We start from the raw sequence: 23,139 nt of genomic DNA on the forward strand, positions 1-23,139 counted from the left end.
CGGTACTACTTTCCCGTCCCGTTGCCAACTCACCGGGTATGAACGACGACAACTCACGCGAGCTGTACGACCGGGCGCTCTCGGTGATGCCCGGTGGCGTCAACTCGGCGGTTCGAGCGGCGATCGAGCCCTATCCGTTCTTCGTCCAGAAAGGCGACGCGGGCCACGTCATCGACGCCGACGGCAACCGCTACATCGACTGGGTAATGGGACTTGGCCCGCTGCTGCTGGGCCACAGCCTGCCGGAACCTGTTCAGGCGGCCATCCAACAGAAAGCAAGCGCGGGGCCGATGTACGGAACCCCGACGGAAGTCGAAGTCGACCTCGCGGAGTTCGTCGTCCGCCACGTCCCGAGCGTCGAGAAGATCCGCTTCGTGAACTCGGGCACCGAGGCGACCGTTTCGGCGGTCCGACTCGCTCGCGGCCACACCGGCCGGAACAAGATCGTCGTCATGCAGGGCGGCTACCACGGCGCACAGGAGTCGACGCTGGTCGAAGGCGACGCCGACAACCCGGCCCCCTCCTCGGCGGGAATCCCACAGTCGTTCGCCGAACACACCCTCCCGGTCCCCTTCAACGACGAAGACGCCATGCGCGAGGTCTTCGAGGAACACGGTGACGACATCGCTGCGGTCCTCACCGAACCCATTCTTGCCAACTACGGCATCGTCCACCCCGAAGACGGCTATCACGAGTTCCTCCGAGAGCTCACGGCCGAACACGGTTCGCTGCTGATCTTCGACGAAGTGATCACCGGCTTCCGCGTCGGCGGACTGGGCTGTGCCCAAAGCGAGTTCGGCGTGACACCCGACCTGACGACGTTCGGCAAGGTCATCGGCGGCGGCTTCCCCGTCGGCGCGATCGGCGGCCGTGCCGAGATCATCGACGGCTTCGCCCCCTCGGGCGATGTCTTCCAGGCCGGGACGTTCTCCGGCCACCCCGTCACGATGGCCGCCGGCCTCGAGACCTTGCAGTTCGCGGCCGAAAACGACGTCTACGACCACGTCAACGGCCTCGGTGAGCGACTCCGCAACAGCCTGACCGAGATCGTCGCCGATCAGGCACCCAGCTATACGGTCACCGGCACCGACAGCATGTTCAAGGTGATCTTTACGCGGGAGGGACCCGGCAAGGACTCGCTCGAGGAACAGTGTACGGCTGGCTGTCGCCAGCGACCGACCTGTCCGCGCTACGACTACTGTCCGAAAAACGCCGCTGACGTCAAAAACGCCGAAACCGACCGCTGGCGGCGGGTGTTCTGGGGGCAGATGAAAGCCCAAGACGTCTTCCTCTCACAGAACCAGTTCGAGTGTCAGTTCGTCAGCTACGGCCACACCGACGAGGACGTCGAACAGACACTCGAGGCGTACAAACACGCGCTGTAAGCAGTCGATCGCGTCGGCCGAGCGGAACAGGACGATGACACTGCAGGGGCGGGAGACGGATTCACGACCGGTCGAACGCCCGACGACAGCGATTGACGCTCGAGATGACACCACGCGTCGATGAGATCGACTGGGCGCGGCTCATCGAGCGGTTGCTCTATCTGTTTCCGCCGGTGATCGGCGTGGGAATCGTCGGTGTGTTACAGGAGAGCGACCCGGGCATTCCCGGGCTCCAGTGGGGGTTGTTCTTGATCAGCAGCTTCGGCTACACGTTCCTGACGATCGGCCTGCTCGTTGCGATCTTTTTGGATGCGCGACGAATCCGTCGCCAACCGCGTGCGAGCGGCAACTGGAAACCGAACCCGTGGCTCAACGCCGTCCTCACGCTCGTCTGGGCACCGATCGCGGGCGTGTTCTATCTCGGTCGCCGCCACAGGCGGTTCGGGACGCAACCGGGGTGGGCGGGCTGGTGGTCCGTGGTGGCCCTCTCGCTCGCCGCGACGGTGTTCGGCGCTGTTGCAGCAGGTATCGCCGTGTTGCTCGTGCTTCCGGGACTGTTTCTGACCGCGATCGGACTCGCCGGCGCGATTGCCTTCGGAACGTTCCCGATCGCGATCCATCAGGACGCCGCGTACGTCTGCACCTACAGCGACGACTGGCACCCGAACCCGGGGCTCTATCTCGGGGTCGCGTTCATGAGCCTCGTTATTCCGCCGCTCCAGCCGCTCGTCGCCGGCTACTACCTCTTCAGACGACACAGGGCGATGGGAACACCGTGACCGATACCCGCCAGTGCCGTGTGTGACACACGGCTGCTCGAAACCGACAGCCGGCGGAGACGATCCGGCTCGAGGCCGACATCACGATCCGTCGTCGCTCGAGCGCTGGCGCGGATCAGACAATGCCCGCGATGAACGCCAGCCCCATCCCGATCAGAACGATCGCCGTAATCGTCGGTAGATAGGGTGTGAACCGCTCGATCCGCCTCCGGTGGCGTTCGTAGCCCGCGATCAACAGCAGCGTCGGGGCGATGATCGCGACGATGACGGCCAGCGAGTAGATGAACATGAGTTCGAGACAGCGCTCCGTGCCGGCACCGCTACAGATCGCCAGGATTTGTATCGGCTCCTCGTGAGCGAAGCCGAGCAAGAGTGCCGTCGTTCCGAGAGCGGCCAGTCCGCGCTCAGCGTGTTCTTCGCGCAGGTGCTGGTGGCCGCCACCGCCCGGAAGGGCAGCACGGAGCCGCTCGAGGCGGCTTCGGTCGTCGTGGTCGTGCGTGTGCGCATCGTGGGTGTCGTGCGTATGTCCGTGATGATCGTCGTGGCTGTGCGTGGATGGGTCGCCGCCGTCGGTGTGCTGTGTGTGGTCGTGGTGGTGGTCGTCGTGTCCGTGGTCGTCGAGACCGTGGCCATGCCCGCCGCTGCGATACTCGTGGATGCCAAGCAAGACCAGAATTACGCCAGCGACGGTACCGAGCCACGGTCCGTCGGCGAAGTCGGCGAACGTGCTGAACCAGAAGTACGCCAACACGAGGACGATGCTGCTGACGAGGTGGCCAACGCCGAGGATCAGTGCCGACAAAAACCCGTACAGCCAGCGGCGCTGGCGATTGAGCGCATACGTCGCTGCGATCGGCCAGCCGTGGTCCGGCAAGACACCGTGGATGAAACCGATCGCGATCACACCGAAAACGACACCGAGTTCCATACTGAGACGGCGTCGCCCTCGAGGGTTATCGGTTGTTATGATCCGACTCGAGGGGGCGTAATACGCCTGCTAAGCGTTCATAACTGAGCCGTTCGAAATGCTAGAGTGGCGGGACGAGATGGCGGCCGGGTGTCGCTCAGTTGCCGTTGTCGTATTCGTACTCCTCGTCAGGGTTTTCGACACCCTCAGTACGGGAGCCGACCCAGGCACCGAGCGAGAGGCCGTAGACGAGGTGGCCAGCATGAAACAACGCCAGTTCGTCCGTGTCGAGTCGGATGCCGAGCAGTTTTTTCAACATGAACTGCGAGCCGAACGCGGACAGCGCCATCCCGTAGACCGAGCCCCAGACGAGCCCGCGTTGCTCGGGTTCGATCGACCGCTCGGCGTCTTGCAGTGCGAACAGCGCACCGAAGAGCGCTCCCGCTTGCACTCCATAGAGCAGATGCAAGGCGAGGCCGGCAACCGGATGTTCAGACGGCTCACCACCCGTCACGTACTGTGCCCAGAAGTTCGCCGACGGCGGCAACGACCGCAGGATCGGCAGCCGAAACGCGGTCATAATGAGCGTGGCGACGAAGCCTGCCTGTAGTCCGCGGACGGCGGCGTCGGCGACGTGTGTGGGACTGGACTGGGACGGGACTGCTTCGGCGTCGTTCCGTGACTCATCCGTTGGTCGCAACCGTCGTAATCGATCGGCCATGGACATGATGCACTCACAAACCGTCCCACAGGGAGCGACTTAACAGTCCGGCGCGCGGCTGACGGCCCGCTAGGCGACCATCACGCGCCACCGCCGCTGTCACGTCCGAGGGCGACTTCGCCGCATCCGATTTCGACATCGGGCGTATTTTTCAAAGAGAGAACGACAAATGGTCACAATACAATCGTCTTTGATCGACTAAACCAGTCATTGGAAGGATTTTTGGACTAACGTCCGGGAATATTGCACATTCCGATACGGACGTAGCGGTCGGGTTGGTAGATGTCGGTAATGGACGCCGACGCACCGACCGAGTGGCACAGCGAAGCGTGTCGGACATACACCCCGGCCGACAGCGATCGGGAGTTACAGTATCGGACGTACCGCCACGAATCGGGGGATATTCGGCTGAAAGTCGCCCCGGCATCGCTCGACGGCGAGGACCATCCCGGCTACACACTGACCGTCACGACGTATCCCGGGCTCGAGCTTTCGGAGACGACCCGCATCAGAACCGTTCTCACCTTCAATCGCTGCGATCGCATCGCGATCCAGTTTATGGATCTCTTCTCGGCCAGCTATGATGGCCCCGGCTCGCTCGAGAACGCCCTCGAGTACGCCTCCCACCGAACGCAAGAACACCGATAACGGAACGGGGAGCTGCGATCGACGCGTTTGTATCGAAAACGAGAACGATCGGTCCAGCGACGACAGCGGCGACAACCGCACTGACTCGAGGACGTTCCTCGACCGAGACAGTTGGTCTCAGGACACGCCCCCCATGGTAGCGTTGCTCGATAACGATCTTTAGTTCATATTATCAAAATTATATTTGCGAAAACATAAATGGGCTGGGATCAAACAGTTCGTATGGCAGCCCGAAACTCCCCCGATCCGATCGAACTCGACCCCGCTGACGAAAGCGACGTGCCGGTCTACCTGCCCGGAACGCCGACGCTCGGGTTCACGCGCGTCCTCGAGCGGCTCTTCAACACGCTGTTTCGGTGATCGAGCCACGAACGCGACGGCCTTCCTCCCGTTTTCATACTGTCGGACAGAACGACGTGAAGATCGGTCGCGAATTCGCGACCGACTTCGTATTGACTTCTGTCCGACAGTATCACCCCCCGATTAGCGATCAGTCTCTCGAGCGGGCGGCGTCTCGAGGCGCACGGCACACTGCTTGAAATTGGGCTCGCTCGAGCGCGGATCAACGTCCGAGAGCGTGAGGTCGTTGACCGCGGGATGGTGGATCGGCAACCAGACGACCCCGTTGGGAATCGCCTCATCGATGTCGACGCGAACCGTGATCGAGCCACGACGGGAGACAACCTGTACGAACTGGCTGCACTCATCGTCGGTTCGCTCACCCACGTGGTCGGCCGTGACGGCAGTCGCGGTGGCAGGACTGAGACGCGCCGTCGGCACCGCATCCGTGTCGGTTCGCACGCCGGTGTTGTACGCGTCCGGCTGACGTGCCGTCGTCAGCGTCAGGGGATATCGTTCGTCGGGCGGCTCCGGCAGCGCTCGTGTGTCACCCGTCGAGAACCGCGCGCGGCCGGATGGCGTCGGAAACGACCACGCGTCGCCCGCATCGTCGTCTGCGGCGGCAGTGTCGTCACCAGCCGTCGCGTGATTCTCATAGTAGCGGTAGCCGGCTGAGGCGTCCGATTCGGGAGCAGGCCAGCGAACCGCTCGTTCGGCCTCGAGGCGAGCGTAACTGATCCCCGAGAGGTCCGCGGCGGTGCCGGCGGTCAGCCCAGCCAACTCGTCGAAGACAGCCTCGGGTGTCGGCGACTCCTCGAACAGGCCCGGAGCGAGCCGGTCGGCGAGCAGTCCGATCACCTCGAGGTCGGGCTTGGCAGCCGCCGGGGGTGTCGTCGCGGCGCGAACGCGCGAGACGGTCCGTTCCATGTTGCTCGTCGTCCCCTCAGTCTCACCCCACGTCGCCGCCGGTAGAACGACATCTGCGAGGGCGACCGTTTCGGTCTCAAAGGCGTCTTGGACGACGAGAAAGGCGTCCTCGAGGGTCTTTCGAACGCTCGTTGCGTCGGGCATCCCGGCGGCGGGGTTCGTCGCGACCGCGTAGACGGCTGCGACATCATCGCCGAGAGACTCGAGCGTGCCGACTGGCCCGGGGCCGGAGTCGTCCGGCAGTCGGGCTACGGGAACGTCCCACGCGGCGGCGACGTCGGCGCGGACGTCCGGGTCGTGAAACGGCCGGTGGCCGGGCCACGTTCCCTTCGACGAGCAGACGCGGGTCCCCATCGAGTTCGCCTGTCCGGTCAGCGAGAACGGCCCCGATCCCGGTCGAAGGTTGCCCGTCGCCAGACAGAGATCGATCAACGCGCCCGCGGCCACCGTCCCGTTGACGCTCTGGTTGATCCCCATCCCCCAGTACAGCAGCGTAGGTGACTCGAGCGCTGTTGTGAGTCGATCGACGGCTGCAAGCGAGACGCCGGCGGCGTCGGCAGCGCTCGCGGCGTCGGGCAGCTGGTCGCACAGCTCGTCGAAGCCCTCAGTGGCGTCGGTGACGAACGCCTCGTCGACGCGGCCGGTTTCGACGACTCGAGCGAGCACGGCACGAGCGAGTGCGACATCACCACCTGGCTCGAGAGCAACGTGGTGGTCTGCGGCCGCAGCGGTTTCGCTCTCGATCGGATCGACCACGAGCAACTCGGCGTCGGCTGTGTCAACGGCGTGGGCGATCCACCGGAACAACACGGGGTGGGCGACGGCCGGGTTCGCCCCCCAGACGATGTGGGTCTCGGCGTCGGGGATATCGTCGTACGTCGGCGGCGGCGCGTCACTGCCGAACGCATCATAGTAGGCGGTGACCGCCGACGCCATACACAGCGTCGTATTGGCGTCGTAATACCGGGTCCCGAGACCGCCGCGGGCGAGTTTGCCAAGCGCGTAGGCAGCCTCGTTGGTCTGCTGGCCACTGCCCAGCACGGCGACGCCATCGCTGCCGCCGTCGTCGCGTGCCGCCTCGAGGCCGGTAACCGCCCGCTCGAGCGCCGTCTCCCACGTCGTCGGGACGAGCTCACCGTCACGTCGCACGAGAGGCCGGCCCAGCCGTGTGCCATTCGGGTCGACAGTCTCGTCGATCCCGCGCCGGCAGGCGAGGCCGCCGGTACCCGGATGGTCGGCATCGCCACGGACGCGCTCGAGCCCGGAACCGTGCTCACGAGGGTATTGAACGAGTCCACAGCCGACCGCACACCGCATACACGTCGTCGGCACACGCTCGGTCATGGATAGTGCCTCCGGTCCAATCGCCTGCGATGTGGACGCCTGAGAGAGACGCGAGTGGATACGGGAGTCTGACTCGAGATCGGACGACCGCTCATACGACTAGCGTAGGAATACAGCCACTAAACGTAGTTGTTCGGCTGGACCAGCGAGCAACACTGAGACGGACTGCTGGCCTCACGGACCACCAGTCACTCCCGCCCGACCCACTTCAGGACGAGCAACGTTCCCTCGAACAGCAAGATCATCGTGATCGCCACGAGGATGGGGGCCATCATCGTCGGGTCCATCGTGAACATGAACGACAGGCCCGCAAAGGCCGCCCAGAAGTAGAGGCGTTTCTCGGCCAGCCAGCGTCGAGTCGTCACGCCCATCATGATCGCGAGCATGATAAACAGCGGAATCTGGAAGACGATCGCGAGGAAGCCGATCAGCGTGATGATCAGATCGAAGGTTTCGCCGAGTGCGTACGCGATGTTCGCACTCCCTTCGGCGTAGAACGTGAAGTACTGGAAGAGGACGGGCAAGACCAGCAGATACGAAAACAGCATCCCGATTCCCGCGAGCACGACGCTCGTGGGAACGGCCGCGAGGTAGTATTTCCGCTCGTGGGGGTACAGCCCCGGTCGCATGAACAGGTAACACTGGTAGACGAACATCGGTAGGGCGACCATAATCCCGAGCAGCGCCGAGAGCTTGATCCGAGTCAGCCACAGCTCGAGTGGATGGTAGATGTGTGGCGGCGGCACCTCATCGACCGTGTAGGGAAAGACGTTGAGCCAGATGTACTCGATGGCTTGGGAGGCCCACAGGAGCCCGATTGCGGTCCCGGCCGCGCCGACCAGCAAGACGACCGCAAGCCGGAGCACCATCTCCTCGATGTGGTCGGCCAGGGGCATCTCCTCATCGTCCGGCGGCGTTGAGATGCCACCAACGTCGTCGTCGGGGTCGGGATACTCCGGCTCGCCGCTGTGGTCGTGGTGTTCACCGACGACGCCCTCGCCGTCGGTTTCGACCGGGTGCTCGGCGTCGGTGTCCGTCTCGTCGGTCGGCAGTGGCTCGTCAGGGGACTCCGTAGGCTGTTCGGGCTCATCAACGGGGTCCTCGGCGTCTCCACCATCGGCCGACTCGTCCGACATCTATCGAGATATAGAAAGGCCAGCGGTTATAGGCCTTTTTCTTACGAGCACTGTTCGAGAGTCACGCAAGCTCGAAAGCGGCCATTACATCGTCCGACGAGACGGTCCACTGTGTCGATGTCCCGCCGATAACCGGGCAGATCGGTGTCGATCAGCGTCGACCCACCGTCGCCACCACGACAGCGAACCGGTGGGTGGGGTACGGGACAGTCGTCCAACAGGAGCCGATACGCCCACTCGAAAGGTTGATAACTGGATGTCAGTTACCAACAGCCAGTAAATGAGTTCTGCCGTCGACGAAGACACGGCCAAAGCTATCGCCACCGGCCGGGAGACGATCGGCACACTGCTCTCTAGCGCACAGACGCATCTCCAGAAGGTGTTTATCGTCTTCGTCATCGGCTTCATCGGTTCTTTTTACGCCCTGCGTGTCTTTATCTGGGAGTTCCTCGAGGCGACGGCGAAAGCGGAGATGAACCAGGAGGTCGCCGAAGCGACCGATATCATTACCCGGACGCCGTTCGAGGTCATCCTCTTACAGGCGAAAATCGGCATGCTGGTCGGTGTTATCGTGGCAATCCCGGCACTGCTGTATTTCTCTCGAGATGCGCTTCGCCGGCGTGGCGTTCAGTCGACGGTTCCCGTCTCGAAAGGCTACCTCGCAGCGTTCGGGCTGTCGTCGCTGCTCCTGTTCATCGCTGGTGTCTTCTACGCCTACGCGATTTTCTTCCCCTACGCGTTCGATTTCCTCGGTGCCGTCGCCCACGACGCCGGTGTCAATCCGAGCTGGGGGATTACGGAGTTCACCGAGTTTATCGCCTTGCTGACGCTCTCTTTTGGCCTTGCAGCACAGTTGCCGCTGTTGATGGGCGTGTTGTCGTACACCGAAATCGTCTCCTATGAAACGTTCCGTGACAAGTGGCGACACGCGATCGTCGGCATCACGGTCTTTGGCGCGATGTTTTCCCCGCCTGACCCGTTCACGCTGGTCATGTGGGCGCTGCCGCTGGCCGGGCTGTACGCGTTCAGTCTCGGCCTCGCGAAGGTCGTCACCAATATCCGTCGACGCGGCGCGGCCGAACTCGATACCGGAACGGGGCTGATGAAACGGCGCGTCCTCCAGTTCACCGGCGGTCTGGTCGGTATCGCCTCCCTGACGGCCGTCTTCGCCAACCAAGACGGGTTCGACCAGCTCGAGGAGGCCGTCTACCCGCTGTTCCCCGCCGGCTACCGGCCCGAGGGAACGTTCGGCCTCGAGGCGATCGCGGTCGAACACGGCCTGCTCGGTGACGTGGCGGTCGGTGCGATCGTTGCCGCGCTCGTCGGTGTAATCGTCCTCGTGAGCTACACCGTCCGGGTGCTCCAGTCACCGGTCTACCCGCGAGCGGACGAGATCCGAAGCGCAGAAGACCCCGACGATATCGACTTCGACACCCTCTCGAGCGACGATATCGCGGACGTTCCCGCGCCGGTCTTTCTCGCGATGGACGAGGAGACGGCCCTCGAGCACTCCCGACAGGCGATGTACGACGACGACCGGGAGAAAGCGCAGGCGATCCTCAACCGGTTCGATACGCTTCAGGAACAACAACAGTCCGATGGCGACACCGTCGGCAGTGGGGCTGGCACCGCAAGCGCCGCGAGTGGCGACGACGAAGACGAGAGTCTCTTTACGAGCACCGCTGCCGGGATGCTCGATCCGTTCACCGAAGACGAGACGACCGAAGACGACATCGGCGGCTACGCCTACGACCTCGCGTTCATCGTCGACAGCCTGACGTCGAAGATGATCTACATCGTCGGCGTCTTCATGGCCGTCCTCGGTGGCTCGTTCCTCGCCCTCTATCAGGGTGGGTTCGGGATTATTCTCGCACAGTTCGTCGATCGAGTGCCGCCGGAAGTCCTCGATGAGGTTACCTCGGGTTCGACGGCTACGGACGAAGTGACAACCGAGATTATCGGGGAACTCGGGCTCGTCATCGCCCTCCACCCCGTCGAAGTCCTGATCTTCATGGTGAAGGTCAGTACGATCCTTGCGTTCATCGCCATCCTGCCGCTGGTCTGTTACTGGGGCTGGCCGGCGGCCAAAGAGCGCGGGCTCGTTCGCGGCGACCAGCGTGTGTTCCTCGTCTGGGGCGGGGCGTTGTTCGCCGGGTTCGGGCTTGGACTCTTCCTCGGGTTCTACTGGATCGCCCCGGCGGTCATCTCGTATCTCATCACCGACGCCATCCAGAACGGGATGGAGGTCACCTACCGGATCAACAGCTTCTCGTGGCTCGTGATCTATACGACCATCGGCGTCGGCTTCCTGTTCAACATCGTCGTCACGATGGCGCTGTTCCACATCGGCGGCATCATCAGCTACCGGACGATGCTCGCTCGCTGGCGACCCGTCGTCGTCGGGATCTTCACGATCGCCGCCTTCGCCAGCCCGAAAGGTATCCTGACGATGCTGCTGTTTGCCATCCCGATCGCACTGACCTACCTGCTTGGGTTGGCCGTGCTCTATGTCCTCACCGGCGGTGGGCGACTCTTCGGCGGTGGTGGCGGCAAATCCACACCCGAGTCAGAGCCCGACACTCGAGCGGTGGGTGAGTAACTGCTGTCCTCGCCGACACGCTCATACTCGCGGATGCCACGAGACCGACGCGACAACACGGTGTGATACGGACTGTTAAGAGACTCCCCTTCGAACGAGCACGCAGACTGATGCCAAAAATCAGCGTCGAAATCCCACAGGAACTTCTCGAAGACCTGGACGACCACGTCGGCGACGACGGCAAGTTCGTCAACCGAAGTGACGCGATCCGTGCCTCGATTCGGAAGACACTCGATATCTTAGACGAGATCGACGAACGACACGACCGCCTCGAGGACGAACAGTGATCGACGCCGTCTGACCTGCTATCGGCCGACAGTCCAACTGAACCGAGTTACACATCCACGCCTGTCCGCGGTTCTCGCTCGATCTCGCACCACGCTCTCGTCGTGCGCTCAGGTCTGCAGTGCGGTCAAGTGACCCCTATAGCGAACGCGCCGGCTTCCCAATCCAGTCAACAATCTGTTACCGTTACTAATCATGAAAGGTATTATATGGTGAGAGTCGCGTTGGGTACTGCAATGACCTCACCGGCTGCGGAACGACTGGATGACCGCGATGTCCGGACGCTCGAGCTTCCTGCGACGGCGACCACACAGCGCGCGCTTCACGAAGCAGTCGGCCACCTCTACGACGAACTGGCGATCGCCGACGAGCGCTCGGAGTCCGACTCCGAACTCCCCAATGAGCTGTTTGCACAGCTCGAGACGCTCTACGTTGCGACTGCAGAAGAGTCGGCTGCTGACCTCGAGTTCAGGTATCGTCTCGAGGACGACTCGAAACAACAGTGAACCGCCTCGGGAGACGCCGACTATAGATTTTGAACAGTGAGATCGCAGACGGACTGCTGGCGTCACGGTCCGCCGATCGGCGGTCCGTGACGACAGGAACCCGTCTCAGCCCTCGAATCGGCCAGCCGAGAAGCCAGCTACTCGTCGTCGACTGGCTCGGCGAAGCCGAAGTTCGGTTTGACGTCCTCGACTCGAACCGTCAGTTCGTCTCCGGCTTCGACGTCGGAGACGAACAGTCGATAGCCGTCGACGGAGGCGATGCCGTCGCCCTCGGAGCCGACGTCGATGATCTCGACCTCGAGTTCGTCGCCTGGGCGCACTGGGGCCGTGAGTCGACCTTTGGCGATGAAGTAGATCTCGGAGGACTCCTCACGGCTGGCTTTCGGCGAGGTCGCGCGGACGTACTGGAACTCGTCTTCGATGTCGGCCCGGAAATCGTCGACGTCCGGTCCTTCGAAGACCTTGACGACGAAGTTGCCGCCGGTGTCGAGGAGTTCGAGTGCGGTCTCGAACGCCTGTCGAGCGAGATACAGTGAGCGAGCCTGATCGAGCGAGTACTCGCCGGACATGTTGGGTGCCATGTCCGAGACGACGGCGTCGACGGGACCGCCTGCAGCGTCGATAACGCGCTCTCGAGTTTTGTCTTCGGTCATGTCGCCACGGAGCGTCTCGACTCGTTCGTCGAGGGTTGCGTCCTCGAGGTCTTTGATCCGCTGGAGGTCGACGCCGATAACCGAGCCCGGCGGGCCGACCTTCTCGGCGGCGACTTGGAGCCAGCCACCCGGTGCGGCTCCGAGGTCGACGACCGTGTTCCCGCCCGAGATGACGTTCTCGAGGTTGTCGAGCTGTTTGAGCTTGTAGGCTGCGCGGCTCCGATATCCTTCCTGCTTCGATTTGTTGTAGTACTGATCGCGTCGTGTCATGAGTGTCTCCGGTAACGATTGCGAGCCGAGTGGAGGCCGGTGAGTGGCCGTCGAGATCGGCACAGCCGATGTTACCAGTCGGGCCGAGGTAGACCTCGACCGGATTCGTATCCGTGGTATGCGCCAGAAGCGGAAAGACCTGCTGATACGGTCCGCCGACAGGGCGAACGCGGGTCGGAGCAGGCGACTCGAGTACGGTATCGGCCCTGCGCTGGCCACGCGCAAAGGGTGCCTTTTTATGGCAACCGTTCGTACCCAGAGCTATATGTTCAAGGCCATCGTGAGCGCGGAAACGCTCACCAGCGCGCTCGATTCGGTAAGTGTGCTGGTCGACGAGTGCAAAATCCACCTCGAGGAAGACGGCCTCGAAATCCGGGCCGTCGATCCGGCCAACGTCGGGATGGTCGACCTCTCGCTCGATGCGGCTGCGTTCGAATCCTACGAAGCCGACGGCGGGCTCATCGGTGTCGACCTCTCCCGACTCGAGGACATCGCTGGCATGGCCGAATCCGGCCAGCTCATCCAGCTCGAACTCGACGAAGAGACGCGCAAACTCCAGATTCAGATCGACGGGCTCGAGTACACGCTCGCGCTCATCGACCCCGACTCCATCCGACAGGAGCCGGACATTCCGGATCTCGATCTCCCCGCGGAGGTCGTCCTCGAGGGCAAGGACGTCAACCGCTCGGTCAAAGCCGCCGACATGGTCTCCGACCACATCGCACTCGGCGTCGACGAAGCTGAGGAGTACTTCTACGTCAACGCAGAGGGTGACACCGACGACGTTCACCTCGAGTTGACGACCGAGGACCTGATCGACTTGCAGGTCGGCCCGGCACACTCGCTGTTCTCGCTCGATTATCTCAAGGACATGAACAAGGCGATCCCGTCGACGACCGAGGTCACGCTCGCACTCGGCGAGGAGTTCCCCGTCAAGATCTACTTCGGCTTCGGCGAGGGTCAGGGACAGGTCACCTACATGCTCGCGCCGCGCATCCAGAGCGAGTAAGCTCAGTCACGCCCACCACCCCGTTCTTCTCGCGAAACCGCACCACGCTCGAGCCGATGCGCTGGTCACTGCTGGCCGCTCGCTCGTCTAGGTGTGGATCGAGTTCTTTCGTGCTCGCAGTTGACTAGCTACTTAAAAAGAGAATATAGAAAGGTGACGGACTACCGGTCTCTCTCGAGTACGACGGTGTATGCCCTCCAGCGACGATCCCACGGACACACCAGCGGCGACCGAATCGCGGTTCGTTACGACGTTCGATCCGGACGCCGGTGAACAGGCCAGCGAAGCGATCATCACGGCGGTCGCCGCACTCAGTGACACCAGACCGGTCGAGTTGACGCCCCTCTACGAGTCCGTCGAACCGGACGCCATCGACGCACTGGTCTCTCACGCTCGGCGAGCCGACACCGCCGGCACACATCAGCTGCAGTTCCGATACGAAGGGTTCGATGTCGACGTCCGGACCGACGGCCGGATACAGATCCGTGACGTGTCCGTTCCGACGCGTTCGAACAGCACGTAGCCGCCACGCCCGGTCACTCGTGCTCGTCGAGAAACGCCAGTAGCTCCTCGTTGACTCGCGCGGCGTCCTCGATGAAAAACAGGTGCGAGCCACCCTCGATGTACTCGAGTCGCGCATCCGGGATCGCTTCTTTCAACAGTCGACCGTTCACGGCGGGGACGACCTGATCGTCGGTGCCGTGGAGAATCAGCGTCGGTACCCGGAGCCGGCTGAGCCGATCGCTGACGTCGAAGTTCAGGACGGCCGTCGCCTGTGCCTCGCGTGCCGGCTCGGTAGCGTCTTGCTCGAGTCGCCACTCGATGATTCGATCCATCAGATGCGGGTTCCGGTTCGTAAAGCGGTCGTTGAACGCGGGTCGCATCCGGTGGCGCAACGTCTCGCGTTCGCTCGCCCCCTTCGGAACGTCGAAGATATGTTCCTGTGTTTCCTCGGGAACCGGGGCGGCGTCGGGGCCGCCGTGGCTCGTACAACAGAGCGTCAGCGTCTTCGCCCGGGTGTACTCAAGCGCGTAGCGCTGGGCGATCATCCCACCCATGCTCGCGCCGACGATGTGTGCCTCGCGGATGCCGGCGTCCTCGAGGACGGCCTCGAGGTCGGCCGCGAGCCCACCGATCGAGTAGCCCGCCAGTTTGAAGATGAGCAGTGCGCGCAGTTTTCGGGGAAGCCGCGGGACCAGCGGCGGCAGGCCGGCATCCGACTGGCCAGTCCCGCGGTTGTCCGGGGCGACGACGTCGAAGGCGTCTCGAACGGCCTCCCGCTGCCAGCGCCACATCCACCGACCGTAGCCCAGTCCCTGCACGAAGACGACCGGCGTGCCGCCGTCTTCGCTCTCATCGTACTCGTAGTAAATCGACACGCCGTCTCGTAGCGCCCGTGACATACTCGATGTGACGTATCGGATCCCCTTGAAGTCGACCCTCGAGCGCCACGCGTCAGACACGATCGATATGGAGCCGTCGCGGTCTTCGGTGGCCGTGTTCGAGCGACCGAGCGGGGCTGGCACCCCAGCAAGATGTGATTACCGACGGACACGAATCGGCGAACAATCAGCGGCTTTAACCCGGCGCAGTAACATCGAATTACCGATGCAGCGACTGCACGCCCGGTATCCGTTTCTCGAGGCAGCCCGCGACGCTGTGGCGACGGAGGCCGTCGATCTGGCCACCGTCGTCGAACAGGACCGGGCGGTCGTCGACCGCGCCCGCGAGCGCGTCGTGGCGGCACTCGAGGACGGCGAGATCGACGAGCAACACCGAGAGCCGCGCATCGAGTTGCTCTCGTATCCCGTCGCACGCGTTCTCGTCTCGATGGTCGAGGAACGCGTTCTCGTGCGCAAGTACGCCCGCGCCGAGGCCGCAACCGCGTACGACCGGTTTCGCGCCGATTTCGAGCAAACGACCGAACTCAAAAGCGTCGAGTCGACGGGACTCGATCTCGAGACGCTGCTTTCGGAGTTCGACCTACAACCGGTCGTCCGAGAAACGACCGGCGGCTACCGGATCGACGTCGGGACCTATCTGCCGTTGGCCGAAGACCTCTGGGAGGACGAGTGGAATCTCGTCAACCGGGCGCTGGCCGACGGTGAGGTACCGGTGTCGGAGGCCGAACTCCAGACGCTCCTGCAAGAAGCCGTCCGGAGCCGGATCGAGGAGGGGCTCCCGTTCGACGTTCCGGACGTCATCGCAACCGCCCTCGAGGACGACGCCGCCGTGATTCGGGAGGTGCTCGCAGACCTCGAGTTGACACGCGAGATCGATACCGTCGTTCCGGACCTGTTCCCGCCGTGTATGAAAGCCCTGCTGGACGATATCCAGAAGGGCGAACACCTACCACATCACTCCCGGTTTGCGATCACCGCGTTCCTGTCGAACATCGGGATGTCGACCGACGAGATCGTCGACCTCTACCGGATCAACTCGTCCTTTGGCGAGGAGATGACGCGCTATCAGACCGACCACATCCGAGGTGACTCCTCACCGACGGAGTACTCGGCACCGTCGTGTGCGACGATGCAGTCGTACGGCGACTGCGTGAACAAAGACGACCTCTGTGACCGGATTCCACATCCGATGGCCTACTACGAAGAGCGGATCGACGACGCCGATGATGAGGAGATCGACGACTGGCGCGAGGGTGAGGACGGCGAGTCAGCGAGCGGCGACTGATCGCGATTCTTCGATATCCGAAGATACTCGACATCCGCTCCACTCGCGAGTGTCTCGATAGTTCCACGAATCAATGAGACGGCCTTCGATCGGGTTCAAAGCGAACAGACGTTCGCGTTCAGGCTGAGCTTTGTGCGTCGGAGTCGCCGTCGGTCTCGAGTCCGTCGTCGGCGTCGTTCATAACGAACGCCAGCACGAAGCCGACGATCGTCAACAGGAGGATGAAGCCGATGATGGAGAAGACGAGGAGCTGACCACCTTCGGGGGATAAGTTGCTGTTGTTAGCTCCGTACTCGTTTCCGATGCTCATCATGGCACCGAGCATCAGGATGACGGTGGAGACGGAGACGACGATTTCGATGAGTTGCTCGCGCTCGATCATTACCGATTCGGTTCTGCCGGCCTGGGCAAAAGCGCTTCGAAGGCTGTGCCAGCGAGGTGTGGTCGCGGTGGCTGACCACAGCGCGGACGCCGTATACGGGCGAGACGTGCAGGCGCAGGCGGTTTCGTTATGCTGCTCGAGCGACTAGAGTCTCCGAATAGCCAACCGACCAGCCCACGACCACTCGACATCCCCCGACGCGTTATGAACACAACAGCGTCACCGAAAACCCCACTGCCAGTCCCATCAGACGATCACCTCGAGGAGCGCTCGCGCCGTGCCCGTACCGAACCAATGTCGGTTCTCTCGCTCGGCGACGGCCTCTACGAGGTCGAGTCGGCCAGCGAACACACCTACCTCGTCGACCTCGAGGGCGGTCGCTGTACCTGTCCGGATCACGTCTTTCGAAACGCTCGGTGTAAACACATCCGCCGGGTCGCCATCGAGATCACCGCCGGACGGACGCCACCGCCAGGCGAGATCGCCGTTCCGTGTCACGACTGCGAGACGACGGTGTTCGTCGGCGAAGCCGACCCAGCGCCGTTTTACTGCGAGGCGCACACGATCTGGCCGGGTGATACTGTCGTCGACCGTGAAACCGGCGACCGGCTCACCGTCGTCGACGTCTCCGTGCTGCGAGCCGATGCTGTCCGCATCGACGCGGCCGGCTGTACCGTTGCCGAGTACACCACGAACGAGAGCTACGACCCTGACGTGCCCGTCGTCGGCGCGATCTACCCCCACGCCACCGTGGCCCGTCACGGCGTCGTCCCCGAGTCGCTGCGAGTCTACGTTTTCCCGCGGACGCGACTCGAGAAACAACCGACGCGTGCCGGTTCCGCGTAGCGAACCCGGCTGCCGGTCGACGACAACGTGCGCAAACGGATGAGTCGTTGCTTCACTCCCGTTTTATTGTAATTCGTCAACAACACACATAGTATGAACACGGGCATCGACTACGGACAGTTCGATGACGGACGAGCCGTCAACTACTGGGAGTTCGACGACACACTCGAGCGCGAACTTCGGCGGATCTACACCGGGGCGGAGTTCGAGTGGGCAGCGCCACGACTCGCCGAGTTCGGCCACGCCGTCGGCCATACGATCGCAGACAACGCCGACTACATCGACAACCACGGGCCGGAACTCGAGCCATACGACAAACACGGCGAAAGACAGAACCGAGTTCGGTATCCGGCCGAACAACTCGAGAACGAGCGGCTGGCTTACGAGCTGGGCATCGTCGCAGACGCGTTCGAGGCGCCGCCGGGGCGGGACGAACCGATGCCGTTGTCACACAACCTCGCGATGCAGTATCTACTGAGCTACGCAGACCCCGGTTTCGACTGCCCCGTCGCGATGACCGCCGGCGCGGCGCTCGTTCTCGAGAAGTTCGACGACGGCTTGCTCAGCGAGTACTACGAGGGGCTGACGAGCCGCAACTACGACGACCTCATCGAGGGAGCGATGTTCCTCACCGAAAAGCAAGGCGGCAGCGACGTCGGCGCGAACGAAACGCGAGCCGAGTACGACGCGGACGAGGGCTGCTGGCGGCTGGACGGCGAAAAGTGGTTCTGCTCGAATATCGACGCCGAAGGCACGCTCGCACTCGCCCGGACCGACGACGCCCCCGAGGGAACGGCCGGGCTCTCGATGTTTCTCGTTCCCCACGCCGATCCGGACCTCGAGAGCGGTCCCTACACCAAAGGCGACCGCCTCGAGGACGGGCCACTCTCGCCCGAGGGCGTCAACGACCAGCTATATCGCCGCCTCAAGGATAAGCTCGGCACCATCTCGGTCCCGACGGGCGAGGTCGAGTTCACCGGCGCGAAAGCACACCTCGTCGGCGAACAGGAACGTGGCTTCAAACAGATGGCCGAGATGCTCAACCTCGAGCGACTGTCGAACGCCGCGGCCTCTTGTGGCATCATCGGCCGGGTGGGACTCGAGAGCAAGATCTACGCGGCAAACCGCGAGGCGTTCGGCGAGACGATCGACCAGTATCCGCTCATGCGGGCAGATCTGGTCGATATGGCCGTCGACCACGAGGCTGCGGTGGCGTACGTTTTCGAGGCTGCGCGGCTGTTTTCGGCACGCGAACAGGCGCAGCGAGCGGGTGACACTGCCGACGAAGCCTCCCGGCTGATGCGACTGTTGATCCCGATTGCGAAGCTTCGAACCGCGCGGATGGCCGTCGAAACGGCTTCCTACGGCATGGAGATCCACGGCGGCAACGGCTACGTCGACGACTTCGTCACGAACCGCTTGCTCCGGGATGCACAGGTGTTGCCGATTTGGGAGGGCACCGAAAACATCCTCTCGCTGGACGTGCTCCGCGCACTCGAGCGAGAGGACGCCCACGAACCGCTGTTCGACGCGATCGAGGGCCGCCTCGAGAACGTTTCACATCCGGCCCTCACAGCGACCGCCGAGACGGTCGAAGCCGAGTCTCACGATCTCGCAAGCGCGCTCGCGACGCTGGCCGGTGCAGACACCGAGTACGCACAGCTCTCGGCCAAGCGACTCGCCCACTACATCTTCGACGTCTTTACGGCCGCGTTGTTGCTCGAGCAAGCCCAAACGGGTCTCGAGGACGGGAACAGCCGGCTGGCGCTGGTCGCACAGCGTTTCGTCACCAACGAACTCGAGGCGCAGTCGGCACGGGGGATCACGAGCGGTGATCGACTGGCGCTCGAGGCGTTCGACTCGATCGTTCGGTACGCGCCGGTCGACCTCGAAACGCTCGAGCGGTGACTGCTCGATGGCGGCCGCTTCTCGTCACGTCCTGCGGCGATCGGGACGATCCTCGTCGTCCTCGAGACGACTGTACCCCCACGAGTCGGTTTCGGTGTCGTCGCTGGCACGCCCGCTTGCGTCCGCGCTCGGGCCATCTCGACCGTCGACGTTTCGATCCCGGCCGCGGGTTCCGAGCCCGCCCTGTGCTTTCGCCTCGCGTTCAGCGGTTTCGCGGTCGACGAGGGTCGGGTTCGCGGTTTCGTCGCTGATCAGGAGATAGAGGGCGAGTGGGACCAGTACCGACAGGAGGAGCACGAATACGAGTAAGGCGGCAACCATGGTTCCACGTTCGACATCACCCGACAATAAAGTATTCAACGAGCCATCACGAACGGCGAGTATGGTCTCCGATAGCGATCAGGGCTGTCCGAAGTGTGGCCACACCGAGACGGAAGTCGACGACATCGCCACCTCCGGCACCGGGCTCTCGAAACTCTTCGACGTTCAGAACCGACGGTTCCGAGTCGTCTCGTGTGCCAACTGCGGCTACTCGGAACTGTACCGTGGCGACTCGAGCAACAACATGATCGATCTCTTTCTCGGCTAAGTCGGCGCGGACTCAGCCGGTGGTAGGAAATCCGACTCGCTCACTCGAGCAGCGTCGCGGCTTCTTCGATCTCCATAACGCCCTGTTCGACGGCGTTCAAAACGCGAAGGATGTCTTCATCCGGGCCGTCGTCGCCGCTGTCGCCGACTTCCTCGAGGGTGACTTTCTCCGAGCGGCCGACGAACTCGGCGAAGTCGGTGCCATCGGCGATGGCGGTTTCCTTTTTGACCCGGTAGTTGCCGCCGTCGGTGACGTAGAGGTCGGCAGGGTGGAAAAAGTACCAGTCCTCGCGGTCGAAGCGAACGCCAATACGGGGTTTCGCACCGAAGTTCTGTGCGAAGTAGATCAGCGCCTCGACCTCTTCACCGGTGAGATAGATCGGGTCGCCGGCGCTGGATTTGGCCTCGATCGCGTAGAACTGCTCGCCATCACCAGCGAGCACGTCGGGGAGTTCGCGTTCCGTTGCAGAACCGCTTGCGGGGGCGCGCATCACCGCGAAGCCAGCGTTGTCGAGTTCGTTGACGAGTTCCCGTTCGCGGCGGTCGCCCTTCGCCTGAGACATACCGGACTCTCGCCGGCGACCGGTAATAAAAGAACGGACGGCGCGGCGGGACGGGGACGGACAGCGATGTGGGTGGTCGACGGTGGGTGAAAACAGTGAACGAACCTCGAGTGCTGGGGGACTACAGCGGAACGGCCGCCACGGCGTCGACCAACACCGAGGGAGCCGATTCTGCCGTCTCGATGTCGTACTCGACGGCGAGATAGAGGACGCCGAACTGGAAGGCGTTCAGCGCGGCGTGGGCCGCGATCGGCACGACGAGGTTGTCGGTTTTCGCGTACAGATAGCCGAAGATGACCGCGCCACCGAACATGATCGCAAGCGAAGACGCGGTCGCAAGCATCGAGTCGGCGAGGGTCACGTACATCGGGAAGTGAACGAGCGCGAAGATGACGCTCGCGATAATCACCGACTGCATGCGCGTGAACGCGTCGTAGAGGCGCTTCTGGACGACGTTTCGAAAGAGGAACTCCTCAGCCGGCGCGTTGAAGAAGAAGACGATGACGATCATGATCAGGATCATCGTCTGATCTTGGCCGACGACTTCGACGACATCGCTCTCTGCGGCCGGCACCGAAAAGAGTTGGAGCAGGATGTTGACGGCGAACAAGAACGCGATACTGCCGATGATCCCGCCGAGGACGTACCACCAGCCCGTTTTCGTCGGCAGTCGGAGATCGACGTACGACCAGCCGCGGCCGGTGGCGGCGAGATATATCCCGCCGGCCAGTGCCATGCCGACGAAGTTCAGGATCATATACAGCGTCCGGCTTTCGATCGAGGCGTCCGCCATTCCCTCGAGCAGCGCCGGGTCAGCGAGAATTGCCGGTACCGTCGCGATACTGGCTCCAACCAGCCCGAAGATCGTCAGTCCAACGGCGACGAGCGTCGACCGAAGCGGCGCACCGTCGCGATGATGGGAGGGCGTTTCCATACCCAGGTATACGGATGCGTCCTCCTTGGGTGTTCCTTTCTCCGAACTGCTGGTGAGACACAGTCAGGCGACACGCACCAGACGGGCCGCTGTCCCGCGTACGGGCGGTTCACAGCGGGCCGTGGCGACACAACGTGGGCGTCCGTGACGGGCCCGAGCCCCGACGCTACAGCCCCTCAGCGAGCAGGAAGGAATCGTCCTCGAACAACTGCTCGAGCAGCCGTTGTTGGCCGATTCGGAGGTGCCGGTTGACCGTCGGCTGGGTCACCTCGAGCATATCGGCGATCTCTTCGCCGGTGCTCTCGCGTGGCCACTCGAAGAAGCCGGCCAGATACGCAGTTCTGAGCACCTCGAGTTGTCGGTCGGTCAGGTCGTCGAACAGCGACGTCACCAGTTCCTGTCTGGTGTGTGTCGTCCGCTGGACGTGACGACGCGACTGCAACTCGACGCTCGCGTAGTGGTCCTCGAGCATCTCGACGAACTCGCGGACGTCGGTGGTCGTGGGAACGTCGACGGTGATGTCGACCGTCGTGCCGTTCGCCCGAATCGATCGCGGACTGGCTCCGTGACGAACCAACCGCGAGGCGAGGACGTTGCCAGAGACGGTCGCCTCGAAGAGACAAGTGCCATCCGACTCGGTGACGAGTCGAAACGCCGTCACGGAGACCAGATCGTCTAGCACGCTTGCCACGTCGTCTGACGGGACATCGTTGGTCTCGAAAAAGAGGACCGTTTCCGAGCCAGAGTGTGTCCCAAGCCCCTCGTAGACGACAGCAGCGCCGGTTTCGGCCGCGATCCGAGCGAGAATATCGTCGTCGGCCTCGAGTTCGAGCGAGAGTTCGACGAGTGCCTCCGCGTGGAGCGCCTCCCGTGTTTTCGCCGCGGTGATCGCGTTCGCGATCCCCTCGCCGAGTTCCGCAAACACGGTTCGCTCGAGGTCGCCGAACGCGTCCGGTTCGTCCGCATAGACCGTCAGGACGCCGTAGCCGTACTCCTCGAAGGCGATCGGGACGGAGACGACCGACTGGAACCCCGCATCCAGCGCGCTCCGACGCCACGGCTCCTGTTTGAGCCCCTCGACAACGTTGCCGACGACGGTCGGCGTCTCCGACCGGATCGTTCGAAGGGCGGGCTCGTCGGACCCGGCCTCGAGATCGAGCGACAGCGTGTCCAGATACTCGGGCTCGGTGCCGGCCCAGGCGCGTGGCTCGAGGGACGTTCCGCTCGCATCGAGCGCGCCGATCCAGGCAAACGAGATGGAGTCCGCCTCGAGCAGCCGTTCCGGAACGGTTCGTTCGATTTCGCTCCGGCCGTCCGCACCGATGAGCGAGCGATCGATCCCCCTGATGATCTCGGTGATCTGAATCTGGCGGCGCAAGCGACTGTTTCGGGCCTCCAGTTCCGCGTCGCGGTCCCGGAGGGTCGACTCGCTCTCGAGGCGATCGAACGCGGCCTCCGTCGTCGCGACAAGCGTTTCGACGAACTGGCGCGTCTCGTCGTCGATCGCCGACGGTGGCGCAAGGAGGACGAACACGCCGTGGTTGCCGATCGGAACCAACAGCCCGCCCGGCACGTCGTCGTCGAACAACGGCGATCGATCATCGAGATCGGTGTCGTCGACGACTGTCTGTGTCCCGGTAACGTAGGTGTTCCAGAGGACGGAGTCGCCATCACCGACGGCGACCGACAGCCCGCCATCGGTTCGGTCGAGGAACTCGGGGG

General features: G+C 63.2%; 24 protein-coding genes. 13 read left to right on the forward strand and 11 right to left on the reverse strand.

Annotation, left to right across the window (positions count from 1 at the left end; genetic code table 11):
* Nucleotides 1-38: 38 nt before the first annotated feature.
* Both hemL and C495_RS06620 read left to right on the forward strand, forming a co-directional pair.
* Nucleotides 39-1,385, forward strand: coding sequence for a glutamate-1-semialdehyde 2,1-aminomutase (hemL, locus tag C495_RS06615; protein ID WP_008161184.1), 1,347 nt, complete (start codon nucleotides 39-41; stop codon nucleotides 1,383-1,385).
* Nucleotides 1,386-1,489: 104 nt separating this feature from the next.
* Entirely contained in the window at nucleotides 1,490-2,164 is a 675-nt protein-coding gene (locus C495_RS06620) for a hypothetical protein (RefSeq protein WP_049890189.1), read from the forward strand.
* Nucleotides 2,165-2,279: 115 nt separating this feature from the next.
* On the opposite strand, the gene C495_RS06625 is transcribed toward C495_RS06620, so the two are convergent.
* The gene (locus C495_RS06625) at nucleotides 2,280-3,092 is read right to left on the reverse strand and encodes a hypothetical protein (protein WP_008161188.1); all 813 of its coding nucleotides are present in this window, start codon (nucleotides 3,090-3,092) and stop codon (nucleotides 2,280-2,282) included.
* 136 nt (nucleotides 3,093-3,228) lie between these two features.
* The gene (locus C495_RS06630) at nucleotides 3,229-3,798 is read right to left on the reverse strand and encodes a DUF6789 family protein (RefSeq protein WP_049890184.1); all 570 of its coding nucleotides are present in this window, start codon (nucleotides 3,796-3,798) and stop codon (nucleotides 3,229-3,231) included.
* Between the two features lie 285 nt (nucleotides 3,799-4,083).
* Here C495_RS06630 and C495_RS06635 point away from each other — a divergent pair, with 285 nt between their 5' ends.
* Both C495_RS06635 and C495_RS18070 read left to right on the forward strand, forming a co-directional pair.
* Nucleotides 4,084-4,440 carry a hypothetical protein gene (locus C495_RS06635; protein ID WP_008161193.1) on the forward strand — a complete coding sequence of 119 codons (357 nt, stop codon included), beginning with the start codon at nucleotides 4,084-4,086 and terminating at the stop codon, nucleotides 4,438-4,440.
* Between the two features lie 222 nt (nucleotides 4,441-4,662).
* Entirely contained in the window at nucleotides 4,663-4,800 is a 138-nt protein-coding gene (locus tag C495_RS18070) for a hypothetical protein (protein WP_008161195.1), read from the forward strand.
* Between the two features lie 123 nt (nucleotides 4,801-4,923).
* Here C495_RS18070 and nasA read toward each other — a convergent pair whose 3' ends face one another.
* Together nasA and C495_RS06645 are read right to left on the reverse strand one after the other, a co-directional pair.
* The gene (gene nasA, locus C495_RS06640) at nucleotides 4,924-7,050 is read right to left on the reverse strand and encodes an assimilatory nitrate reductase NasA (RefSeq protein ID WP_008161197.1); all 2,127 of its coding nucleotides are present in this window, start codon (nucleotides 7,048-7,050) and stop codon (nucleotides 4,924-4,926) included.
* A 188-nt stretch (nucleotides 7,051-7,238) separates the two neighbouring features.
* On the reverse strand, nucleotides 7,239-8,186 hold the full coding sequence (locus C495_RS06645; protein ID WP_008161199.1) for a twin-arginine translocase subunit TatC: 948 nt from the start codon (nucleotides 8,184-8,186) through the stop codon (nucleotides 7,239-7,241).
* Nucleotides 8,187-8,466: 280 nt separating this feature from the next.
* Between C495_RS06645 and C495_RS06650 the strand changes: the two genes are divergently transcribed.
* The 3 genes from C495_RS06650 (at nucleotide 8,467) to C495_RS06660 (ending at nucleotide 11,576) form a co-directional block, all read left to right on the forward strand.
* Nucleotides 8,467-10,785, forward strand: coding sequence for a twin-arginine translocase subunit TatC (locus C495_RS06650; protein WP_008161200.1), 2,319 nt, complete (start codon nucleotides 8,467-8,469; stop codon nucleotides 10,783-10,785).
* Between the two features lie 110 nt (nucleotides 10,786-10,895).
* Complete coding sequence (locus C495_RS06655) at nucleotides 10,896-11,072, forward strand: ribbon-helix-helix domain-containing protein (protein ID WP_008161202.1); 177 nt, start codon at nucleotides 10,896-10,898, stop codon at nucleotides 11,070-11,072.
* A gap of 234 nt (nucleotides 11,073-11,306) precedes the next feature.
* Nucleotides 11,307-11,576: a hypothetical protein gene (locus C495_RS06660; RefSeq protein WP_008161204.1), complete on the forward strand. Its 270-nt coding sequence runs from the start codon at nucleotides 11,307-11,309 to the stop codon at nucleotides 11,574-11,576.
* A 137-nt stretch (nucleotides 11,577-11,713) separates the two neighbouring features.
* Here the strand turns inward: C495_RS06660 and C495_RS06665 are convergent, their stop codons facing one another.
* Nucleotides 11,714-12,499: a 23S rRNA (uridine(2552)-2'-O)-methyltransferase gene (locus C495_RS06665; RefSeq protein WP_008161206.1), complete on the reverse strand. Its 786-nt coding sequence runs from the start codon at nucleotides 12,497-12,499 to the stop codon at nucleotides 11,714-11,716.
* Between the two features lie 265 nt (nucleotides 12,500-12,764).
* Here C495_RS06665 and C495_RS06670 point away from each other — a divergent pair, with 265 nt between their 5' ends.
* A complete protein-coding gene (locus C495_RS06670; RefSeq protein ID WP_008161207.1) occupies nucleotides 12,765-13,508 on the forward strand; it encodes a DNA polymerase sliding clamp in 744 nt (247 codons plus the stop codon).
* Between the two features lie 190 nt (nucleotides 13,509-13,698).
* A complete protein-coding gene (locus C495_RS06675; RefSeq protein ID WP_008161209.1) occupies nucleotides 13,699-14,031 on the forward strand; it encodes a HalOD1 output domain-containing protein in 333 nt (110 codons plus the stop codon).
* A gap of 13 nt (nucleotides 14,032-14,044) precedes the next feature.
* Here C495_RS06675 and C495_RS06680 read toward each other — a convergent pair whose 3' ends face one another.
* Nucleotides 14,045-14,911, reverse strand: a complete 867-nt coding sequence (locus tag C495_RS06680) for an alpha/beta fold hydrolase (protein WP_049890190.1) — start codon at nucleotides 14,909-14,911, stop codon at nucleotides 14,045-14,047.
* 205 nt (nucleotides 14,912-15,116) lie between these two features.
* On the opposite strand from C495_RS06680, the gene priL reads away from it, so the two are divergent.
* A complete protein-coding gene (priL, locus tag C495_RS06685; protein ID WP_008161213.1) occupies nucleotides 15,117-16,196 on the forward strand; it encodes a DNA primase regulatory subunit PriL in 1,080 nt (359 codons plus the stop codon).
* Between the two features lie 118 nt (nucleotides 16,197-16,314).
* Here the strand turns inward: priL and C495_RS06690 are convergent, their stop codons facing one another.
* The gene (locus tag C495_RS06690; protein WP_008161215.1) at nucleotides 16,315-16,578 is read right to left on the reverse strand and encodes a DUF7472 family protein; all 264 of its coding nucleotides are present in this window, start codon (nucleotides 16,576-16,578) and stop codon (nucleotides 16,315-16,317) included.
* Between the two features lie 204 nt (nucleotides 16,579-16,782).
* Between C495_RS06690 and C495_RS06695 the strand changes: the two genes are divergently transcribed.
* Both C495_RS06695 and C495_RS06700 read left to right on the forward strand, forming a co-directional pair.
* Nucleotides 16,783-17,424 (forward strand): SWIM zinc finger family protein, encoded by a 642-nt coding sequence (locus tag C495_RS06695; protein ID WP_008161218.1) that lies wholly within the window; start codon nucleotides 16,783-16,785, stop codon nucleotides 17,422-17,424.
* A gap of 93 nt (nucleotides 17,425-17,517) precedes the next feature.
* On the forward strand, nucleotides 17,518-19,332 hold the full coding sequence (locus C495_RS06700; RefSeq protein ID WP_008161220.1) for an acyl-CoA dehydrogenase family protein: 1,815 nt from the start codon (nucleotides 17,518-17,520) through the stop codon (nucleotides 19,330-19,332).
* A gap of 24 nt (nucleotides 19,333-19,356) precedes the next feature.
* Here the strand turns inward: C495_RS06700 and C495_RS06705 are convergent, their stop codons facing one another.
* Nucleotides 19,357-19,653 carry a hypothetical protein gene (locus tag C495_RS06705; RefSeq protein ID WP_008161221.1) on the reverse strand — a complete coding sequence of 99 codons (297 nt, stop codon included), beginning with the start codon at nucleotides 19,651-19,653 and terminating at the stop codon, nucleotides 19,357-19,359.
* A 61-nt stretch (nucleotides 19,654-19,714) separates the two neighbouring features.
* Between C495_RS06705 and C495_RS06710 the strand changes: the two genes are divergently transcribed.
* Complete coding sequence (locus C495_RS06710) at nucleotides 19,715-19,921, forward strand: zinc ribbon domain-containing protein (RefSeq protein ID WP_006066060.1); 207 nt, start codon at nucleotides 19,715-19,717, stop codon at nucleotides 19,919-19,921.
* Nucleotides 19,922-19,961: 40 nt separating this feature from the next.
* Here the strand turns inward: C495_RS06710 and hjc are convergent, their stop codons facing one another.
* From hjc to C495_RS06725, 3 genes are all read right to left on the reverse strand, one after another.
* Nucleotides 19,962-20,483 (reverse strand): Holliday junction resolvase Hjc, encoded by a 522-nt coding sequence (gene hjc / locus C495_RS06715; protein ID WP_006066059.1) that lies wholly within the window; start codon nucleotides 20,481-20,483, stop codon nucleotides 19,962-19,964.
* 121 nt (nucleotides 20,484-20,604) lie between these two features.
* Complete coding sequence (locus C495_RS06720; RefSeq protein ID WP_008161222.1) at nucleotides 20,605-21,417, reverse strand: CPBP family intramembrane glutamic endopeptidase; 813 nt, start codon at nucleotides 21,415-21,417, stop codon at nucleotides 20,605-20,607.
* Nucleotides 21,418-21,583: 166 nt separating this feature from the next.
* Nucleotides 21,584-23,139, reverse strand: a 1,556-nt coding sequence (locus tag C495_RS06725) for a bacterio-opsin activator domain-containing protein (RefSeq protein WP_008161223.1), incomplete at its 5' end; no start/stop codon positions are given.

The organism is Natronorubrum sulfidifaciens JCM 14089 (genome assembly GCF_000337735.1).
Taxonomy (GTDB): domain Archaea; phylum Halobacteriota; class Halobacteria; order Halobacteriales; family Natrialbaceae; genus Natronorubrum; species Natronorubrum sulfidifaciens.

What these genes read in the sequence shown, in the direction of transcription:
- hjc (WP_006066059.1), bottom strand. Translation starts at nt 20,483, where the DNA reads ATGTCTCAGGCGAAGGGCGACCGCCGCGAACGGGAACTCGTCAACGAA.
- C495_RS06690 (WP_008161215.1), bottom strand. Translation starts at nt 16,578, where the DNA reads ATGATCGAGCGCGAGCAACTCATCGAAATCGTCGTCTCCGTCTCCACC.
- C495_RS06665 (WP_008161206.1), bottom strand. Translation starts at nt 12,499, where the DNA reads ATGACACGACGCGATCAGTACTACAACAAATCGAAGCAGGAAGGATAT.
- C495_RS06700 (WP_008161220.1), top strand. Translation starts at nt 17,518, where the DNA reads ATGAACACGGGCATCGACTACGGACAGTTCGATGACGGACGAGCCGTC.
- nasA (WP_008161197.1), bottom strand. Translation starts at nt 7,050, where the DNA reads ATGACCGAGCGTGTGCCGACGACGTGTATGCGGTGTGCGGTCGGCTGT.
- C495_RS06625 (WP_008161188.1), bottom strand. Translation starts at nt 3,092, where the DNA reads ATGGAACTCGGTGTCGTTTTCGGTGTGATCGCGATCGGTTTCATCCAC.
- C495_RS06655 (WP_008161202.1), top strand. Translation starts at nt 10,896, where the DNA reads ATGCCAAAAATCAGCGTCGAAATCCCACAGGAACTTCTCGAAGACCTG.
- C495_RS06650 (WP_008161200.1), top strand. Translation starts at nt 8,467, where the DNA reads ATGAGTTCTGCCGTCGACGAAGACACGGCCAAAGCTATCGCCACCGGC.
- C495_RS06635 (WP_008161193.1), top strand. Translation starts at nt 4,084, where the DNA reads ATGGACGCCGACGCACCGACCGAGTGGCACAGCGAAGCGTGTCGGACA.
- C495_RS06675 (WP_008161209.1), top strand. Translation starts at nt 13,699, where the DNA reads ATGCCCTCCAGCGACGATCCCACGGACACACCAGCGGCGACCGAATCG.
- C495_RS06645 (WP_008161199.1), bottom strand. Translation starts at nt 8,186, where the DNA reads ATGTCGGACGAGTCGGCCGATGGTGGAGACGCCGAGGACCCCGTTGAT.
- hemL (WP_008161184.1), top strand. Translation starts at nt 39, where the DNA reads ATGAACGACGACAACTCACGCGAGCTGTACGACCGGGCGCTCTCGGTG.
- C495_RS06670 (WP_008161207.1), top strand. Translation starts at nt 12,765, where the DNA reads ATGTTCAAGGCCATCGTGAGCGCGGAAACGCTCACCAGCGCGCTCGAT.
- C495_RS06630 (WP_049890184.1), bottom strand. Translation starts at nt 3,798, where the DNA reads ATGTCCATGGCCGATCGATTACGACGGTTGCGACCAACGGATGAGTCA.
- C495_RS06695 (WP_008161218.1), top strand. Translation starts at nt 16,783, where the DNA reads ATGAACACAACAGCGTCACCGAAAACCCCACTGCCAGTCCCATCAGAC.
- priL (WP_008161213.1), top strand. Translation starts at nt 15,117, where the DNA reads ATGCAGCGACTGCACGCCCGGTATCCGTTTCTCGAGGCAGCCCGCGAC.
- C495_RS06710 (WP_006066060.1), top strand. Translation starts at nt 19,715, where the DNA reads ATGGTCTCCGATAGCGATCAGGGCTGTCCGAAGTGTGGCCACACCGAG.
- C495_RS06705 (WP_008161221.1), bottom strand. Translation starts at nt 19,653, where the DNA reads ATGGTTGCCGCCTTACTCGTATTCGTGCTCCTCCTGTCGGTACTGGTC.
- C495_RS06680 (WP_049890190.1), bottom strand. Translation starts at nt 14,911, where the DNA reads ATGTCACGGGCGCTACGAGACGGCGTGTCGATTTACTACGAGTACGAT.
- C495_RS06660 (WP_008161204.1), top strand. Translation starts at nt 11,307, where the DNA reads ATGACCTCACCGGCTGCGGAACGACTGGATGACCGCGATGTCCGGACG.
- C495_RS06720 (WP_008161222.1), bottom strand. Translation starts at nt 21,417, where the DNA reads ATGGAAACGCCCTCCCATCATCGCGACGGTGCGCCGCTTCGGTCGACG.
- C495_RS18070 (WP_008161195.1), top strand. Translation starts at nt 4,663, where the DNA reads ATGGCAGCCCGAAACTCCCCCGATCCGATCGAACTCGACCCCGCTGAC.
- C495_RS06620 (WP_049890189.1), top strand. Translation starts at nt 1,490, where the DNA reads ATGACACCACGCGTCGATGAGATCGACTGGGCGCGGCTCATCGAGCGG.